Source organism: Paraoerskovia sediminicola, from assembly GCF_030296575.1.
Lineage (GTDB): Bacteria > Actinomycetota > Actinomycetes > Actinomycetales > Cellulomonadaceae > Paraoerskovia > Paraoerskovia sediminicola.
The window spans coordinates 1,900,475-1,918,259 of sequence record NZ_AP027729.1 but is presented as its reverse complement, the minus strand read 5'-3'; the positions used below and the strand labels follow the sequence as shown (position 1 = coordinate 1,918,259).

13 protein-coding genes, 1 tRNA gene, 1 other RNA gene and 2 pseudogenes are annotated in these 17,785 nt (G+C 72.3%); 5 read left to right on the top strand and 12 right to left on the bottom strand.

The window, feature by feature from the left end; translation table 11 throughout:
- Positions 1-9 precede the first annotated feature (9 nt).
- The 9 genes and pseudogenes from QUE47_RS08945 to QUE47_RS08905 all read right to left on the bottom strand — a co-directional run bounded on the left by QUE47_RS08945 (position 10) and on the right by QUE47_RS08905 (position 10,557).
- Positions 10-1,115: pseudogene (locus tag QUE47_RS08945) on the bottom strand (aspartate-semialdehyde dehydrogenase).
- A gap of 11 nt (positions 1,116-1,126) precedes the next feature.
- The gene (locus QUE47_RS08940; RefSeq protein WP_286216999.1) at positions 1,127-2,455 is read right to left on the bottom strand and encodes an aspartate kinase; all 1,329 of its coding nucleotides are present in this window, start codon (positions 2,453-2,455) and stop codon (positions 1,127-1,129) included.
- A 137-nt stretch (positions 2,456-2,592) separates the two neighbouring features.
- A complete protein-coding gene (locus QUE47_RS08935) occupies positions 2,593-3,426 on the bottom strand; it encodes a TSUP family transporter (protein ID WP_434019763.1) in 834 nt (277 codons plus the stop codon).
- A gap of 108 nt (positions 3,427-3,534) precedes the next feature.
- The gene (locus tag QUE47_RS08930; RefSeq protein ID WP_286216998.1) at positions 3,535-4,128 is read right to left on the bottom strand and encodes a DUF5063 domain-containing protein; all 594 of its coding nucleotides are present in this window, start codon (positions 4,126-4,128) and stop codon (positions 3,535-3,537) included.
- Positions 4,121-4,720, bottom strand: a complete 600-nt coding sequence (gene recR / locus QUE47_RS08925; protein ID WP_286216997.1) for a recombination mediator RecR — start codon at positions 4,718-4,720, stop codon at positions 4,121-4,123. Before recR ends, QUE47_RS08930 begins: the two co-directional genes overlap by 8 nt.
- Positions 4,721-4,842: 122 nt before the next feature.
- Positions 4,843-7,674, bottom strand: coding sequence for a DNA polymerase III subunit gamma and tau (locus tag QUE47_RS08920; RefSeq protein WP_286216996.1), 2,832 nt, complete (start codon positions 7,672-7,674; stop codon positions 4,843-4,845).
- A gap of 44 nt (positions 7,675-7,718) precedes the next feature.
- Positions 7,719-8,375, bottom strand: a complete 657-nt coding sequence (locus QUE47_RS08915; RefSeq protein WP_286216995.1) for a methionine ABC transporter permease — start codon at positions 8,373-8,375, stop codon at positions 7,719-7,721.
- Entirely contained in the window at positions 8,372-9,607 is a 1,236-nt protein-coding gene (locus QUE47_RS08910) for a methionine ABC transporter ATP-binding protein (RefSeq protein WP_286216994.1), read from the bottom strand. Before QUE47_RS08910 ends, QUE47_RS08915 begins: the two co-directional genes overlap by 4 nt.
- A 35-nt stretch (positions 9,608-9,642) precedes the next feature.
- Positions 9,643-10,557, bottom strand: a complete 915-nt coding sequence (locus QUE47_RS08905; protein ID WP_286216993.1) for a MetQ/NlpA family ABC transporter substrate-binding protein — start codon at positions 10,555-10,557, stop codon at positions 9,643-9,645.
- A gap of 522 nt (positions 10,558-11,079) precedes the next feature.
- On the opposite strand from QUE47_RS08905, the gene QUE47_RS08900 reads away from it, so the two are divergent.
- Positions 11,080-11,259: a hypothetical protein gene (locus QUE47_RS08900; RefSeq protein WP_286216992.1), complete on the top strand. Its 180-nt coding sequence runs from the start codon at positions 11,080-11,082 to the stop codon at positions 11,257-11,259.
- A gap of 100 nt (positions 11,260-11,359) precedes the next feature.
- Here the strand turns inward: QUE47_RS08900 and ffs are convergent.
- Together ffs and add are read right to left on the bottom strand one after the other, a co-directional pair.
- An RNA gene (gene ffs / locus QUE47_RS08895) (signal recognition particle sRNA small type) lies at positions 11,360-11,457 on the bottom strand.
- Between the two features lie 106 nt (positions 11,458-11,563).
- Positions 11,564-12,414, bottom strand: a pseudogene (gene add / locus QUE47_RS08890) (adenosine deaminase); the annotation flags it as partial.
- A 253-nt stretch (positions 12,415-12,667) separates the two neighbouring features.
- On the opposite strand from add, the gene QUE47_RS08885 reads away from it, so the two are divergent.
- The 4 genes from QUE47_RS08885 (at position 12,668) to QUE47_RS08870 (ending at position 15,161) form a co-directional block, all read left to right on the top strand.
- Complete coding sequence (locus QUE47_RS08885; RefSeq protein WP_286216991.1) at positions 12,668-13,255, top strand: hypothetical protein; 588 nt, start codon at positions 12,668-12,670, stop codon at positions 13,253-13,255.
- A 198-nt stretch (positions 13,256-13,453) separates the two neighbouring features.
- A tRNA-Ser gene (locus tag QUE47_RS08880) sits at positions 13,454-13,540 on the top strand.
- A 186-nt stretch (positions 13,541-13,726) separates the two neighbouring features.
- A complete protein-coding gene (locus QUE47_RS08875; RefSeq protein WP_286216990.1) occupies positions 13,727-14,527 on the top strand; it encodes an alpha/beta fold hydrolase in 801 nt (266 codons plus the stop codon).
- The gene (locus QUE47_RS08870; RefSeq protein WP_286216989.1) at positions 14,520-15,161 is read left to right on the top strand and encodes a TetR-like C-terminal domain-containing protein; all 642 of its coding nucleotides are present in this window, start codon (positions 14,520-14,522) and stop codon (positions 15,159-15,161) included. The genes QUE47_RS08875 and QUE47_RS08870 overlap by 8 nt, the downstream gene beginning before the upstream one ends.
- 61 nt (positions 15,162-15,222) lie before the next feature.
- Here the strand turns inward: QUE47_RS08870 and QUE47_RS08865 are convergent, their stop codons facing one another.
- Positions 15,223-17,562, bottom strand: coding sequence for a lysylphosphatidylglycerol synthase transmembrane domain-containing protein (locus QUE47_RS08865; RefSeq protein WP_286216988.1), 2,340 nt, complete (start codon positions 17,560-17,562; stop codon positions 15,223-15,225).
- Positions 17,563-17,785 lie beyond the last annotated feature (223 nt).

The following is a 17,785-nucleotide window of genomic DNA, read 5'->3' as shown; positions in this document are numbered from 1 at the left end:
TCGTCACCGTCACGCCTCGTCGGAGTCAGCCGCCTCCAGGGTCGCCAGCTCGGCGAGGTCGCCCGCGACGATCTCCGCGATCTGCACCGCGTTGAGCGCGGCGCCCTTGCGCAGGTTGTCGTTGGCGACGAACAGCACGAGCCCGCGACCGTCGGGCACCGACTGGTCCGTCCGGATGCGTCCGACCAGCGACGGGTCGACCCCTGCCGCGGCGAGCGGCGTCGGCACGTCGGCGAGCTCGACCCCGGGGCGTCGGCGAGCAGCTCGCGCGCCCGCTCCGGGGTGATCGCGGCACCGAACTCGGCGTGGATGGCCAGCGAGTGCCCCGTGAAGACCGGCACCCGCACGCACGTGCCGGCCACGGCCAGCGCAGGCAGCCCGAGGATCTTGCGGGACTCGTTGCGGAGCTTCTGCTCCTCGTCGGTCTCGCCCGAGCCGTCGTCGACGATCGAGCCGGCCATGGGCAGCACGTTGAACGCGATGGGCGCGACGTACTTCACCGGGTCCGGGAAGTCGACCGACGCCCCCGAGTGGACGAGACCCAGGGTGTCCTGCCCGACGGCGGCCCGCGCCTGCCCGTCGAGCTCCTCGGCCCCGGCGAGACCGGAGCCGGAGACGGCCTGGTAGGTCGCGACGATCAGACGCTCGAGACCGGCTTCGTCGGCCAGCGGCTTGAGCACCGGCATCGCGGCCATCGTGGTGCAGTTCGGGTTCGCGACGATGCCCTTGCTCGCCTCGCGGATCGCCTCGGGGTTGACCTCGGAGACGACGAGCGGCACGTCGGGGTCGAGGCGCCAGGCGGAGGAGTTGTCGATGACGAGGGCGCCGGCCTCAGCGAACCGGGGAGCCTGCGCCTTCGACGTCGAGCCCCCGGCCGAGAAGAGTGCGACGTCGATCCCGGCGAGGTCGTCGGTCGAGGTCGCCTCGACGTCCTCCACGACGACGTCGACGCCCTCGAAGGCGATGGTCTTCCCGGCGGACCTGGCGGACGCGAAGAAGCGGATGCTCGCGACGGGGAACGCGCGCTCGGCGAGGAGCGTGCGCATGACGGCGCCGACCTGACCGGTCGCGCCGACGACGGCGACGTGGACGCCGGACTCGTTGATGGTGGTCATGTCAGTACCTCTCAGCGTCCGGTGCCGGCGTAGACGACGGCCTCGGCCTCGGTGTCGAGCTCGAAGGCGGTGTGGACGGCGCGGACGGCCTCGTCGAGGCTGTCGGCGCGCGTGATCACGGAGATGCGGATCTCGGACGTCGTGATCATCTCGATGTTGATGTTCGCGTCGCGCAGCGCGCCGAAGAACTTCGCGGAGACACCGGGGTTCGACCGCATGCCCGCACCGATGAGCGAGAGCTTGCCGATCTGGTCGTCGATCTGGAGCGAGCCGTAGGTGAGCTCGGGGCGCAGCGCCTCGAGCGCCTTCGCCGCCGTCGGCGCCTGCTCCGCCGGGAGCGTGACCGAGATGTCGGTCAGCCCGGTCGAGACCGCCGACACGTTCTGGACGATCATGTCGATGTCCACGCCGGACGCCGCGATCGCCTCGAAGATGCGGGCGGCCGAGCCGGGGACGTCGGGGACGTCGACGACGGTGACCTTGGCCTCGCTGCGGTCGTGCGCGACACCGGAGATGATCGGGGCTTCCATGGTCTGCGCCTCCGTGGCGTCGAGGGTGTAGTTCTCAGGCGTGGTGAGCAGCCCGGGCACCGCGGGCAGGGCGTGGTCGGAGTTCATGACGAGGGTCCCCGGGTGGCCCGAGAACGAGGAGCGGACGTGGATGGGCACGTCGTAGCGGCGCGCGTACTCGACGCAGCGCAGCACGAGCACCTTCGCCCCGGACGCCGCCATCTCGAGCATCTCCTCGTACGAGATGCGGTCGATCCGGGAGGCTGACGGGACGATGCGCGGGTCGGCGGTGAAGACGCCGTCGACGTCCGTGTAGATCTCGCAGACGTCGGCACCCAGGCCCGCGGCGAGCGCCACGGCGGTCGTGTCGGACCCGCCGCGCCCGAGCGTCGTCACGTCGTTGGACTCCGGATTGACGCCCTGGAAACCGGCGACGATCGCGACCGAGCCCTTCTCGAGCGTCTCGCGGACCCGGCTCGGGACGACGTCGACGATCCGCGCCTTGCCGTGCACGGCGTCGGTGATGACGCCGGCCTGCTGCCCGGTGAACGACTTGGCCTTGACCCCGAGGTTGGTGATCGCCATGGCGAGGAGGGACATCGAGATGCGCTCGCCCGCGGTGAGGAGGATGTCCATCTCGCGCTGCGGCGGGAGGGGCGTGATGTCCCGGGCGAGATCGAGGAGCTCGTCCGTCGTGTCGCCCATCGCCGAGACCACGACGCACACGTCGTTCCCGGCGCGCTTCGCCTCGGCGATGCGCTTGGCCACCCTCTTGATGCTGGCTGCGTCGGACACCGACGAGCCGCCGAACTTCTGAACGACTAGTGCCACTGCACACTCCGTACGTCGCCGGCCTCCGTCTATCTCAACGGCCCGCCGGTAGCTGATGTGTCGCTCGATGGTAGCCACGACCCACGCGTCGGACACCCCCACGTCCGGATCCCGGGACGTGCCCGACGGCGAGCGGGTCAGACCAGGTCAGCGACGACGTCCGACCCCAGCTTGAGGATCAGCGCACCCACCACGACGACGAACACGACGCGCACGAACCCGCTGCCCTTGGCCACCGCCATGCGGGCACCGAGGTAGCCACCGCACAGGTTCGCGACGCCGACCACGAGCCCCAACCCCCAGAGCACCGCCCCGTAGGGGACGAAGAAGAGCAGCGCCCCCAGGTTCGTCGCGAAGTTGACGATCTTCGCGAGGGCCGACGCTGGCAGGAACGCGTACCCGAGGACGCTCACCAGCGAGATGACGAGGAACGTCCCGGTGCCTGGGCCGAGGAGCCCGTCGTACGCGCCGACGACCAGACCGATACCTGCGGCGACCCAGCGGTGGCCGTTGCCCTCCCAGCGGAGGTTGCTCGTCGCGCCCAGGGTCGGGCGGGCGACCGTGTAGACGGCGACCCCGATCAGCACGACGAGGATGATCGGGGTGAACCACGCCGCCGGGATCCGCGAGGCGAGCGCCGCTCCACCGGTCGCCCCCACGAGCGCAGCAGCGGCCATCGGCCCGGCCGTGCGCATGTCGGGGTGGACGCGCCGGTAGTAGGTCGCCGCCGAGACCGACGTCCCCATGATCCCCGCGAGCTTGTTCGTGGCGAGCGCCTGGACCGGGCTGATCCCCGGGACCAGGAGAAGAGCCGGGAGCTGCACGAGACCGCCGCCCCCGACGACCGCGTCGATCCAGCCGGCCGCGAAGCCGGCGAGGACGAGCAGCAGGATCGTCCACGCGTCGAGCTCGAGTCCGCCGGTCCCAGGCAGGGTCGCTGCCGCAGCCAGGGCGTCGGTCGGCAGAGGCAGCACGATGCATGCCTATCACCTCGGCGCGGGCGACGGGCGTGCTGTCGGCGACAGAGCTGTCAGATGCGAGTCGTCAGGTGCACGCTGTCGGGTGCGAGCAGTCAGGCGTCAGGCCTGGAGCGCGTCGTACTCCGCCTCGGCGGCGACGTCGTCCTCGACGTCCAGACGCAGGTGACCGAGCAGGAGCTGGAGCACCCGGAGAGCACTCGCGGCACGCTCGCCCCAGATCGAGAGGTAGGAGAACTGCCACCACCACAGGGCTTCGAGCCGCTGCCCTGCGTCGTAGTGCTGGAGGCCCTTGGCGAGCGCCTCGGCGACGCACGCGATGTCGGCAGAGACGGTGGCTTCGCCGACCTCGGCACCCAGCACCGGGTCGACGATCTCGGCGTACTCGTCCAGACCGTCGAGCAGGTGGGCCAGAGCCTCGCGCAGCGGGTCGAGATCGGCCTCGTCGCCGTCGTCCGGCTCGAAGCGCTCGGGCGGCACGACGTCGACCATCGCACCGAGACGCGCGCCGGCGGCCAGGATGTCGGAGGTCGCGAGGAGGAGCAGCGGGATCACCGCGTCGGGGGCTGCCCCGGACGCGACCTCGGTCGTCGTCCCGAGGAACGCGCGAGCCTGGGCGGAGACCGACTCGGCGACGTCCTGGAGGTCCGAGCCGGAGCCCTCGGGCGCCGGGGCGCTCGTGCTGGTGTCAGCCACCGACGACCCTCCTGCCCTCGAACGCTCGGCCGAGAGTGACCTCGTCCGCGTACTCCAAGTCTCCCCCGACCGGCAGGCCGGACGCGAGTCGAGTCACCCGGACGCCCATCGGCACGAGCAGCCGCGACAGATAGGTCGCGGTCGCCTCGCCCTCGACGTTCGGGTCCGTCGCGATGATGATCTCCTCGACCGTGCCGTCGGCGAGGCGGGTCATGAGGGACCCGATGCGCAGGTCGTCCGGGCCGACGTTCTCGATCGGGTTGATCGCGCCGCCGAGCACGTGGTACTTGCCCCGGAACTCGCGGGTGCGCTCGATCGCGACGACGTCCTTGGCCTCCTCGACCACGCAGATCACCGTCGCCGACCGGCGCGGGTCGGCGCAGACCCGACAGAGCTCGGACTCCGCGACGTTGCCGCACACGTCGCAGAAGCGGACACGAGCCTTGACCTCGGTGAGCGCGTCGGCGAGCCGGCGGACGTCGGAGGTGTCGGCCGCGAGCAGATGGAACGCGATCCGTTGCGCGCTCTTGGGCCCGACGCCGGGGAGACGGCCGAGCTCGTCGATCAGGTCCTGGACAGCGCCTTCGTACACCCCGTCAGCCTACGGCCCGGTGCCGACACCGCGGACCGACACCGCGGACCGGCACGGGCGACCACGGCCACCTGCGACGGTCGCGCTCGCCGGTCACCCCTGGGACTCGTCGATCTCCTCGATCACCGTTCCACCGAGCATCTGCACGACCAACGGGACGCCCACCAGGCCCGTCGAGGCCAGGTCGGGGTCGTCGTCGGAGACGTCGTCGGGCACCACGTCCATCGCGGGCCTGCGCGCCGGTGGCGTCGGGTTCGCCCTGGCGGAGCCGGCGTTGCGACGGGCGTGGGCGATGGCCGCCGCCGCCGCGGACTGCCGTGCCGGGCCGGCCGGCACGGTGGGCGGCACCGAGGTCGGGTCGGTGGGCGGCACATCCTGCGCGTTTGCGCCGTCGACCGACGCATCGGGGGCTGCGCCCGGCTCGCGGCCGAGCCGCACGGGTGCGTCGTCCCCTGAAGGTGTGGCGGGGCCGGACGCTTCGGCCGAGCCGTCGTCCTCGAACGGAGGCTCGATCGACGTGGCTCCTGCGAGCCACGCCGCGTCCGCCGCGTCCTCGTCGGCCGGTGCGGCTGACGGACCCGCTGAGGGACCAGATCCCGGGCCGTTCGCGCCCGAGGCGCCGGGCCCCGAGCGGCCCGCGGTCGTGGACTGCGCGCCGCCGCGCGCATCGGCGCCGCCGGCCGCGCTGCCGGACGCAGCGCCGGACGCACCGCCGGCCGCGCTGCCGGACGCACCGCCGGCTGCACCGCTGGCCTCGGACGACGGCCCGCCCCCGAACCCTGTCGGCCGTCCGTGACCGGCAGGTCGCCGTCCGGTCGCGCCTCGACCTCGACGGGCGCGCCGACGACCTCCGACGCGCTGGCGGCCACGACGGCAGCACCGTCCAGCTCGGTGAACGACCGCAGCCGGCCGTGGTCACCGAAGACCAGGACGAGACGGTTGTCGCCGAACTCGTAGCTCAGACCACCGAGCAGCGCCGCGACCTCGGGCGCGCGCCCGCTGACGCCCTGCCCGAAGCGGTTCCAGCCCGACCGGAGGGCGGCCTTGAGGTCGTCCGCGACGATCTGCGCGGCCTGGTGCGGTGCCGACGGTTCTGAGGGCTCATCCGGTTCAGGCGCCTCGGGCTCGGTCTCGGGCTGCGGCTCAGGCCCCGGCGCTGGCTCCGGGTCCGGCTCGGCAGCCTGGGTCTGCGGCTCAGGCCCCGGCGCTGGCTCCGGGTCCGGCTCGGCAGCCTCGGTCTGCGGCTCAGGCCCCGGCACCGCGCTCTCGGTCGCGATCTCCCGGTCCTCCGCCTCAGGATCGGGGTTCACTGCCTGAGGCTCAGCCTCGGCACTCGCCGCCGTGTTGTCGAGCTCCGGCTCGGGAGTCGCTGCCTGACGCTCCGGCTCGGGGGCCATCGTCTGAGGCTCGGGCGCGGGCTCGCGCTCGGCCGGGCCGGGCTCGCGCTCGGCCGGGCCGGGCTCGCGCACGGCCGGGACAGGCTCGGGAACAGGGGCAGACGCAGGCGCAGACGCAGCCGCACGCTCCGGAACGGGCTCCGCCTCCGCCGCAGGCGCGCGCTCCTTGCGTCCGAGCGCCGCACGCACCGCGTCGGCACCGCGCGCCGCCGCGGCGGGGTCTCGACGTCTGTGGTCCCGGGCCTCCGGGACGTCGGCGACGCGCACTCGCGGCCGATCACCCGCACCGCTCCCGACGTCCTGACCCTCGGCACGCCCGGCGCCTACGCCCGCAGGACCCGCACCGGCCCCCGCGCGGCCCGCGGACTCGGCACCAGCCGTCACGCCCCGATCTGCAGGCGCCGCGCCGCCGCGTTCGAGCCGTTCGACCCGGGCGACGAGACCGCCCCCGGCGGCCCCGCCGGGCACGAGCAGCCGCGCGCACATCAGCTCGAGGTGCAGGCGCGGGGACGTGGCCCCGACCATCTCGGTGAGCGCAGCGTTGACGAGGTCGGCGGCGCGGGAGAGCTCGGCCACGCCGAGCCCTTGCGCCTGGGTCCGCATGCGGTCGAGCTGGTCGGTCGGCAGGTCGCGGAACACCGCGTCGGCCGAGTCGCCCGAGACCGCGATGACGACGAGGTCGCGCAGGCGTTCGAGCAGGTCCTCGACGAACCGTCGCGGCTCGTGCCCGGTCGACACGATGCGGTCGACGACCCGGAACATCGCCCCGCCGTCCCCGGCCGCGACCGCGTCGACGACCTCGTCGAGCAGCGCCGCGTGGGTGAAGCCGAGCAGCGCGGTCGCGCGGTCGTAGTCGACGGTGCCGTCTTCGGCGCCCGCGATGAGCTGGTCCATCACGGACAGGGAGTCGCGCACCGACCCGCCGCCGGCCCGCACGACGAGCGGCACGACGCCGGACCCGATGGCCACGCCCTCGGCGGCGCAGAGCTCGTCGAGGTACGGCCCCAGCACGTCCGGGGGCACGAGCCGGAACGGGTAGTGGTGGGTGCGCGAGCGGATCGTCCCGATGACCTTGTCGGGCTCGGTCGTCGCGAAGATGAACTTGATGTGGGGCGGCGGCTCCTCGACGATCTTGAGCAGCGCGTTGAACCCCGACGGCGTCACCATGTGCGCCTCGTCGAGGATGAAGATCTTGTAGCGGTCGCGCGTCGGAGCGAAGGTGGCCCGCTCGCGCAGGTCGCGGGCGTCGTCCACGCCACCGTGGGACGCCGCGTCGATCTCGACGACGTCGAGGCTCCCGGACCCTCCGCGGGCCAGCTCGACGCACGAGTCGCACTCGCCGCAGGGCGTGGGCGTCGGGCCCTGGGCGCAGTTGAGGCACCGGGCGAGGATCCGCGCGGAGGTCGTCTTGCCGCACCCGCGCGGCCCGGAGAACAGGTAGGCGTGCGTGATGCGCTCGGACTTCAGCGCCTGCATCAGCGGCCCGGTGACGTGCTGCTGCCCGATCACCTCGGAGAAGTCGTCGGGCCGGTAGCGGCGGTACAGGGCGGTGCTCACCCCGTCACCCTAGACGCGCCGACCGACAGGCACCGACCGGCGGCTCACCGGCGCTGCATGCGTCGCGCGAGGGTGTTCCCGAGCAGCTGCACGAGCTGGGCGATGACGATGATGATCAGCACGACGCCGTAGGTCACGCGCCAGTCGTACTGCTGGTAGCCGTACACGATCGCGAAGTCGCCGAGCCCGCCACCGCCGAGGTAACCGGCCATCGCGGACATGTCGAGGACGCCGATGAACAGGAACGTGTACCCGAGGATCAGTGGGGTCAGCGCCTCGGGGATCAGCACGGTGCGGATGATCCGCCAGGGCGACGCACCCATCGCCCTCGCCGCCTCGATCACGCCGGGGTCGATCGTCACGAGGTTCTGCTCGACGATCCGGGCGAACACGAACGACGTCATGACGCACATCGCGAACGTCACCGCGCCGATCCCGATGCGGCGGCCCACCACGAGGTCGGTCAGCGGGGCGATCGCCGTGATGAAGATGATGAACGGGATGGGCCGGACGATGTTGACCGCGACGTTGATGATCGCGAACGTCGTGCGGCTCGCCATGAGGTTCCCGGCACGCGACACGTACAGGCCGATGCCCATGATCAGCCCGAACACCCCGCCCACGACCATCGCCGAGAGCACCATGTACATGGTCTGGCCGAACGCGTCGGCCAGCAGCGGCGCCATCTGGTCCCAGCTCATCGGTTCGTCCCCGTCCCGCCGAGCGGCCCGCTGTCAGGGCCCCGTCTGTCCGGACGCCCCACGGAGCCCTCCCCCGTCCCGCCGGGGTGCGCGTCGCCGTCCGGCGCCTGGTCGTCCCGAGGTCGGACGACGGACGGGACCTCGCGCGGCGCGGCCGCGGTCCCGAGGTCGACCAGGTCGGTGTACGACCGGAACTCGTCCACGGCGGCCTCGACGGCCGCCTCGTCCCCGACGAGCTCGAAGGTGAGCGACCCGTAGGGGCGCTCGGCGACCTCGGTGATGCCGCCGTAGACGACGGTGCCGTCGACGCCGTGGGCCCGGAGCGTCCGGGTGAGCCGGGCGCTCGACCCGGCCGCCTCGTCCACCCCGACCGTCACGATGCGGCCGGCGTGCCGCGCGCGGAGGCGCGCGACGACGTCCGACGACGGCCGGTCGCGCAGCGCGGTGGCGACGAACCGTCGGGTCACGTCGTGCCCGGGCTCCGCGAACACGCGGTAGACGTCGCCGACCTCGACGACCTTGCCGTGCTCCATGACCGCGACCCGGTCGCAGGTGGTGCGGACGACGTCCATCTCGTGCGTGATGATCACGACCGTGATGCCGAGCTCGCGGTTGACCCGGCGCAGCAGCGCGAGGACCTCCTGCGTGGTCTCGGGGTCGAGCGCGCTCGTCGACTCGTCGGCGAGCAGGATCCGCGGGTTCGCGGCGAGGGCCCGGGCGATCCCGACGCGCTGCTTCTGACCGCCCGACAGGCGCGCGGGGTACGCGCGCGCCTTGTCGGAGATCCCGACGAACTCGAGCAGCTCCGCCACGCGGGCAGCGCGCTTCTCGCGAGGCCACCCGGCGACCCGCAGCGGGTAGGCGACGTTCGACGCGACCGTCCGCGAGCTCATGAGGTTGAACTGCTGGAAGATCATGCCGATGCGGGACCGGACGGGGCGCAGCCGGCTCTCGCCGAGCCCCGTCAGGACCGTGCCGTCGACCTCGACCGTCCCGCTCGTGGCGATCTCGAGGGCGTTGATCAGGCGCACGAGCGTGCTCTTGCCCGCCCCCGAGTAGCCGATGACGCCGAAGATCTCGCCCGCGAGGATGTCGAGGGTGACGCCGTCGACCGCGCGGACCTCGCCACCCGACCGGAACACCTTGGTGGCGTCGCCGAACCGGATGATCGGCTCCCCGGCGCTCACCCCCGGGCCGGCGGTCGGGTCGGTCCTGTCCGTCGTGCTCGTCATCGCGGGCATACCCCTGTCGTCCGGTCTACCGCTGACTACTTCGCGCCCTCGAGGTCCGTCTCGATCCCGTCGAGGACCTCCTGGAGCTCGTCGGCCGAGTTGTCCTTGATGACGCCGGTGCCGCCCGACGCGTCGAGGACACCCTGCTCGATCTTCTCCGTGTGGAAGATGTCGATCAGCTTCTGGTACGCCGGGTCGTCCTTGTCCTCGGCGCGCGCGACCCACACGTTGATGTACGGCTTCGCGGCGTCGGAGTCCGGGTCGTCCGAGAAGATCGCGTCGTCCTCGGTGAGACCGGCCTTGCCGACGAAGTCGTTGTTGATGATCGACGCGTCGACGTCCGCGAGGGCGAGGGCCGTCTGCGCGGCGTCCACCGGGGTCACGGTGACCTTCGACTTGTCGGCGATCACGTCGGCAGGGGTCGAGACGGAGGAGCCGCCGTCCTTCAGGGTCAGGAGTCCCGCCTCCTGGAGCACGAGGAGTGCGCGGGCCTGGTTGGTCTCGTCGTTCGGGATCGCGACCTCGCCGCCGTCCGGGACGTCCTCGACCGAGTCGTGGGCCGTCGAGTAGAGCGCGAGCGGGTAGACCGCGGTCGCGCCGATGGGGGCGAGGTCGGAGCCCGAGGCGACGTTGTACCCGGCGAGGAACTGCAGGTGCTGGAACTGGTTGAGGTCGAGGTCGCCGTCCGACAGGCCCTGGTTGGGCAGCTGGTAGTCCGAGAAGTTCACGAGCTCGACGGAGATGTCCTCGTCGTCCGCAGCCTCGGTGAAGTCCGTCCAGTACTGGTCCGCGGTGTTGACGACACCGATCCGGATCGGGTCGTCGGGCGTGCCCTCGGAGGAGCCGGCCGCGGCGTCCGACCCGGCGCAGGCGGTGAGCGTCAGCGCGGTGGCTGCGGCGAGGGCGACGACGACGGTGGTGCGGCGGGTACGGAGCGTGGAGAAGTTCATGGGAGTGCCTTCCGTGGCGACGGTCCTGGGGACCGGGTGCGGGCGTGCTGACGCCTCGGATCGCCCAGGGCGGTCCGAGACATCGGTGTGTCGGGGGTGGTGGCTCTCGAGGAGCCGACGTGCGCGCGGCCTGGCTCGGCCGGGGTTCAGGGGGTGTGCGGCGCTGGCCTCAGCGCTCGGCGCACAGTCGCCCCGACGGCATTCGCCGCATGGCCTGACAACCGCGGACCATGCAGGTCCGGGGCAGGCGGGCGGCGGGCGTCGCCGTGGAGGGGGTCATGCGGATCATCGTCACCCACGGTTCGCGCGGAAGGATAACCAGCAGCGGAGAAATCCCACGATGTGGTCGATTTTCCGTCCGTATCGTAGACGCCGAAGCAGGATGGGCGTTTTCTCCAGATATTCGGCGCGCCTTCGAGGGTGATTGCACCCTCGCGCGCCCCATCCCGTCCCGAGCGACGAGAATGGTGTCGGACGACGTCCGCACCATCTCAGCGCCACCCGGCACCCTAGGAGGACCCCATGAAGACCTCGACCAAGAGGTTCTGGCTCGGCGTGGGAGTCGGCTACGTCGCAGCGAACGTGATCGCCGCGATCGGTCCCGCCCTCGCGATCTACACGCGCGGGGAGTGGTCGGTGCACCCGCTGCCCGGGGTCCGGGTGTCGCGGGTCCGGGACGAGCCGGCCGGTCAGCCGCGCTGACAGGTCTCAGCGGCACTGGACCTGCCGGGCGTCCCGGCAACCCGGGAGCGGCGGGGGCGCCTGAGCCGTGCTGCCGCACTGCCGTGCGGGAGCCGCAGACACGAAAGGACCCCCGCACACCCGCCAGAGCTCACCTGCCCTTGCTGCCTTCCGGCCCTGGGGGAGTTCAGCGAGATGACGCCGCACGAGGGGTCTGCCCCGAGATTACCCCAGCACCGCCGCCAACTCGAAACCGGTCGGCCAGCCAGTCGTCCACCTCGGCGAGGTAGCGCTCGCGTTCGTCGTCGCCGAGGAACGCGGACTCGAACGAGTGTCGTGCGAAGCGGGCCAACGTCGCGTCGTCCACACCGAACGTGTCCTGCACCGCGGCGACGTTCGCGTCCACATGACCGCCGAAGTAGGGCGGGTCGTCGGAGTTGATGCTGACCACGAGGCCGCGCTCGAGCATGGTCATGATCGGGTGGTCCGCCAGGGTGTCGACCGCGCGCAGGCGGACGTTGGACAGCGGGCACACGGTGAGCGGCACCCGGTCCGCGACGAGCCGCTCGACCAGGGCGTCGTCCTCCAGACAGCGGATCCCGTGGTCGATGCGCTCGACCCGCAGCACGTCCAGAGCCTCGCTGACGTAGTCGGGAGGGCCCTCCTCCCCGCGTGCGCGACGACGTGCAGCCCGTGCGCACGAGCCAGGTCGAAGACCTCACTGAAGAGCGCCGGCGGGTAGCCGACCTCGGCGGAGTCGAGACCGATCCCGTCGAACCGGGCGCCCGTCTCCAGCAGCTCGCGCAGCAGCCCGAGCGCCTCGTCCACAGGCGCGTCACGCCAGAACGAGACGATCAGCCGGGTGCTGACACCGTGCTCCTGCACGCTGCGGTCCAGCACGTCGCGGATCCCGCCGACCACGGTCTCTGCAGGGATGCCGCGTCGCACGTGCGCCTGGACGTCGCACGACACCTCGGCGTGGCGAACGCCGGCCGCGGCGGCGCGGACGAGGTACCGCCGGGTCATCTCGGCGAAGTCCTCGCGGGTGCGCAGAACCGTGAGGTTGACGTAGAGGAGGTCGAGGAACGACTGCAGGTCCGTGAAGGCGTACCGGCTCTCGAGGTCGGCGAGGTCCTTCCACGGGAGGTCGACGCCGTTACGGGCGGCGGTCTCCATGATGAAGTCCGGTTCGAGGGTGCCGTCGAGGTGCAGGTGCAGCTCGGCGACGGGGAGCGGAGCGCTGACGTGGTCGTGGTCGTGGTCGTGGTCTGCCATCGTCCAACGCTATCCGCGCGGGTGAACACGCGGGTGAATACGTCGCGAGCACCTCGCTATCCAGGGCACGGTGCCATTTTGTTGCCGAGAATGGGTGGCGGCGCCGACGCCAAGGTCCACTCGCTCGGAGTGGCCGCCACAGAAGGATTCAGACATGAGACTCCGAACCAAGATCGCCACGCTTCTCCTTGCGCTCGCCGTCGCATTCGTCGGCTTCGCCCCGGCCGCGAGCGCCAACACCGGCCCGACCGTGGACTCCTACGAGTTCTACAAGATCAAGAACGGCATGACGTCCCGGCAGGTGAAGGACATCGCTGACACCTGGGGCTCGATCACGTGGCAGCACTCCGGCTACAGCGGCACGTTCATGGACAAGGAGTACAAGTCCGCGTACAGCAAGTACGGCTGGGTGGACGTGGACTACAAGTACTACAACGGGGCGTACCGGGTCATCAGCAAGAGCGCCTACTGGGGCCGTAGCGCGAAGTGGACTCCGACGAACAACAAGATGACCAAGTCCGAGTTCTCCAAGATCACGCACGGGATGACGCTCGACGCGGTGCGCAAGACTGCGGACACCAAGGGCACGACCACGTACCACTACTTCGGGACGTGGTCCTCGAAGCAGAAGCACCTGGACATCGAGTGGCCGGTGGACTCCAAGTACGGTTGGGCTGACGTCTCCTTCAAGTACTGGAGCGGCGCCTACCGGGTCAGCAGCAAGAGCGCGTACTGGGGCTGATCCACCGTGGTCGAGGCCACGCATCGAACGGGCCTCGACAGCTCCGGGCCGATGTGGAAGCGAGGCGTGACCGACGCCGCATCGACCGGATTCGTCCGCGCCGCAGGGGGTCAGGTAGTCTCTGGGGGCTGCCGTGCGCGGGTCCACATAATCGCGCGACTGATCGTCGAGACAAGCGCCGAGCAGCGAGCTGCACCAGGAGGATTCGCCTAGCGGCCTATGGCGCACGCTTGGAAAGCGTGTTGGGTGTGAAAGCCCTCGGGGGTTCGAATCCCCCATCCTCCGCAGACCGAAGGGCCCGTGACGTTCGCGTCACGGGCCCTTCGTCGTCCGACAACGGCGTCCAGCGCCAGTGACGCGACGACTGCCTGCCCGCTGACCCGCCCGCGACCAGCCCCACGCCCAGCCCCTGCCCGACCTTGCCGAACCCGGCCCTTGCCACGCTGGGCTAAGGCCATTAGCCTATGCGCTATGGCTATTACCTACATCGAGGTCGAGGGGCGCCGCCTCGCGGCCGACGTGCGCGGGTCCGGGCCGCTCGTCGTGTGCTCTCCCGCCATGGGAGACACCCGGGACGCGTTCCGACCATTCGCCGACCGCCTGGTCGAGCAGGGCTTTCGCGTGGCGACGGTCGACCTGCGCGGCCACGGCGACAGCGACACCGGCTTCGCGCGGTACGGCGACGAGGCGACCGCCGACGACCTGCTCGCGACGATCGACGTGCTCGGGGACGGACCCGCCGTCGTCGCTGGGGCGTCGATGAGCGCCGCGGCGGCGGTGATCGCCGCCGGACGCCGCCCCGACGCCGTCAGCGGCCTCGTACTCCTCGCGCCGTTCCTGCGCAACGGGGGCGGTGCCGCTGCCCGTCTCGGGCTGCGAGCCCTCCTGTGCCGCCCGTGGGGCCCGGCGGTCTGGCGCACCTACGCCGCCCGGTTGTGGCCGGGACTCGGGGACGGCGCCCGCGAGCGCGCTGCTGCGACGACCCGGCTCCTGACACGGCCCGGTCGGTGGCGCGCCTTCGCCGCGACCGCACGCACGGACCACAGGGTGGTGGGGCCCTGGCTCGGGCGGGTCGTGGCGCCGTCGCTCGTCGTGATGGGGACCGCCGACCCCGACTGGAAGGACCCTCGGGTCGAGGCCGAGTGGGCGGCGGGTCGGCTGGGCAGCGGGGTCCACCTCGTACCGGGCGCGGGCCACGCACCCATGCTCGAGGCCGCCGACGACGTGGCGACCCGGGTGCTCCGGTTCCTGGACGAGGCGCTCGATGCCTAGGGCGGGGCTGGACGCGGACGTCGTCACCCGCTGCGCGGCTGCGATGCTCGACGCGGACGGCACGGCGGCCCCCACCGGCCCACGGAAGGCGGGCGGCACCACAGGGCTCCTCGCCCGCGTCGCCCAGGAGCTGGGCGTCGCGACACCGAGCCTCTACAAGCACGTCGGAGGGCTCGACGACCTCATGGGGCGCGTCGCCGCCGCCGCGACGTGGGACCTGGCGGGACGCCTCGGCCGCGCCGTCCAGGGCAGGTCGGGGCGCGACGCGCTCGAGTCCCTCGCCGAGGAGTACCGCCGGTTCGCTCACGACCACCCCGCGACATACCCGCTCACCCAGCGCCACCGGACCGACGAGGCCTGGACCGCGGCAGCTGCGGAGTCCCTCGCTGTGGTGGCGGCCGCGTTGTCGGGCTACGGCGTGACGGCGGACGACGTCGACCGCATCCGCTTCGTCCGGGCGACGGTCCACGGGTTCGTCGACCTCGAACGCCGCGGCGGGTTCGGTCTCCCCGCGTCGGTCGACGCGAGCTTCGCTTTCACGATCGACGCGCTCGACATCACGCTCCAGGCAGGTGGCGGCGGGTCGCACGGCAGGTCGGACAACGGGTCGGACGGCGGCGCGCGCCCGGCGTAGGCGGGCTGAACGAGCAGCACCACGCGCGGGCGCAGCCGCACGCCGGACGCGGCTGGACCGCTCAGAGCACCTTGCGGGCGACCAGCCAGCGGAACGCGACGGCACCCGGGGCGATCGGGAGCCAGAACGTCACGATGCGGTACAGGAACACCGCGGCGAGGGCCGGCGCCGAGGCGAGGCCGATGCCCGTGAGCGAGGCGAGCAGCACGGCCTCGACCGCGCCGACGCCGCCCGGCGTGGGCGCCGCGGTCGCGATCGTCCCCGCCGTGAGCGACACGAGGGCGACGGCCCCGAACGACACCCCGCCGCCGAGCGCCTCGACCGACGCGAAGAGGCACACCGCGTACCCGAGCGGCAGGAGCGCGCAGCCCAGGAAGAGCTGGACGACCTTGGCCGGGCTGCGGAACACCTCGCGCATCGCTCCGGCGGAGGAGACCACGGCGGGCACGACCTGCTCCCGGATCATGCGCCGCACCCGAGGGATCGCCACCGCGAGGGCGACGAGGCCGACCACACCGCCGGCGATCGACAGGAGCACCGCGCCCGACGGCAGCTTGTCCATCTCGTCGGCGAGGAGCCCGGACCGGCCCACCCAGATCGCGAACCCGGCGAGCAGCGTGAGGTGCACGGTGAGGACCGCGGCCTCCTTGACCGCGCTCGCGGACACCGCGACCGGCGTGGGCAGGCCACGGCGCTGCAGGAACCGGATGTTGAGCCCGACCTGCCCAATCCCTGGCGGTGCGACGGTGGCGACGAACGACGACGCCAGGGCGACCACCCCGGCCTGGACGGCGGGCACGCGTCCCGGCGACCCGCCGGAGAGCCCGAGACCCGACCCGACATAGGTCAGGATCGAGGCGCCGAGCGCGATCGCCGCCCACGTCCAGTCCGCCTCGCGGATCGCATCGACCATCGGCGGCCAGTTCGCGAGCTGCGGCGCGAGCACGTACATCGCGACCGCGAGCAGGGCTCCGGTGAGGAGGTAGCGAGGCTTGAGGCGCTCGACGTCGACGAACTTCGGCTTCTCCACGCCCGTGACACGGCTGAGCTCTTCGACCAGGGCATCCAGACCGCCGGGGGCCGCCTTGACGGCGCTCCGCGTGCTCCGCGTCAGCGCGACCGGGACCAGCCGCGGGAGCGCGTCGGCGAGCATCTCCGGGCCGACTCGGCCGTGCGCTGCGGCCACCGCACGCTCAGGCCCCACGGCGGCGGAGGTCGCCGCGAGCAGCTCCGCGACGTCACCGGCGAGCACGCCGCGTACCGCCGCCGGCTGACCGAACCCGAGATCGAGCAGCCACACCGCTCCGTCGGGATCGACGAGGAGGTTCTCGAGGTTGAGCGCCCGGTGGGCGATCCGCGCGTCGAGCAGCGCCGCCTCCTGCGCCCAGACCGCGTCGAGCAGGCGGTCGTCGAGCTCGGTCGGGTCCAGCGACGCCAGACGCCGGCCCGCCACCTCCTCGACGGCGAGCACGACCTCCTCGTCGTCGACGGCCGTGACCGCGCGGACCTCGGGAGTCCGGACCCCGTGCTGCGCGGCGTGGTAGCTCAGCAGCGCCTCGACCGCGGCGGCGCGGCGCGGGGACGAGTACGGCGCGTCGTCGCCGACCCCGCGGAGCCGCACGCGTCGGTAGCTGCGGTAGAGCCGGTCCGCCTGCCAGTCGCGTCGGCCGACGACCTTCGCGACGACCGTGTCACCGCCCTCGAGCGCGACGCGGTACGCCCACGGCTCGACCTCCCGGTCCTCGACGGACGTCACCGGGAGCCCGCCGTCGCGCAGGGCCGACTCGACGCCGACGGCCGAGAGCGCGAGCACCGTCCGTCCCGTCGCGAGAAGCAGGCCGTACCCGACGACACCGCCCACCCCGAACGCGAGCACGATGTCGAGGGGCAGTTCGTGGCCGCTGCTCACCCGCAGGACGGAGAGGACCCCGACGAGCGCCCAGAGGGCACTCACCCACCGACGCGACAGCTCCGGCGAGACGACGACGACGACCGCCACGAAGGAGGCGATCGCGCTCGTCGACGGCCAGCCGGCGTCCAGCGCGAAGGCCGGCGCGGTCGCCGTCGACTTCACGACCCGGACGTCGAGGGTCGCCTCCAGCAGGATGAGCGTCAGAGCGGCCAGGACCAGCGCCGCGGCCCCGAGCGCGAGCGTGCGCCACCGCCGCAGGATCGCGAGCGCCACAGGTGCGCCGAGCAGGAGGACGAGGACGAGGATCTGCGGGACGGCGACCAGCACCCGCCCCACGGCCGCCGGGATGGCGGACATCGCGTCGAGCACGTCCTGCTCCGCGCCCGCGATGGTCGAGTCCGCCACCGTGACGAGGGCGAAGCCGACGGCGGTGACGGCGAGGTAGATCGCGAGCCGGATCGCGTCGTCGAGGGTCCGGGTCCGGGCCACGACGCGATGGCGGCGTACCGTCCCGGCTCGGGCCGCTGCTGCGACGGCGCTCCGCGTCGACGTGGAGCCCGGCGCCGGAGATGCCGCGGCAGACGATGCTGGACCGGATGCTGGACCGGATGCAGGAGCCGATGCAGGACCAGGTGCGGGGGTCGACGGCGGTACCTGCGCCGCGGTCGGCGCGCCCGCGTCGTCGGTCGGCATGGCGGCAGACTACCCGCCA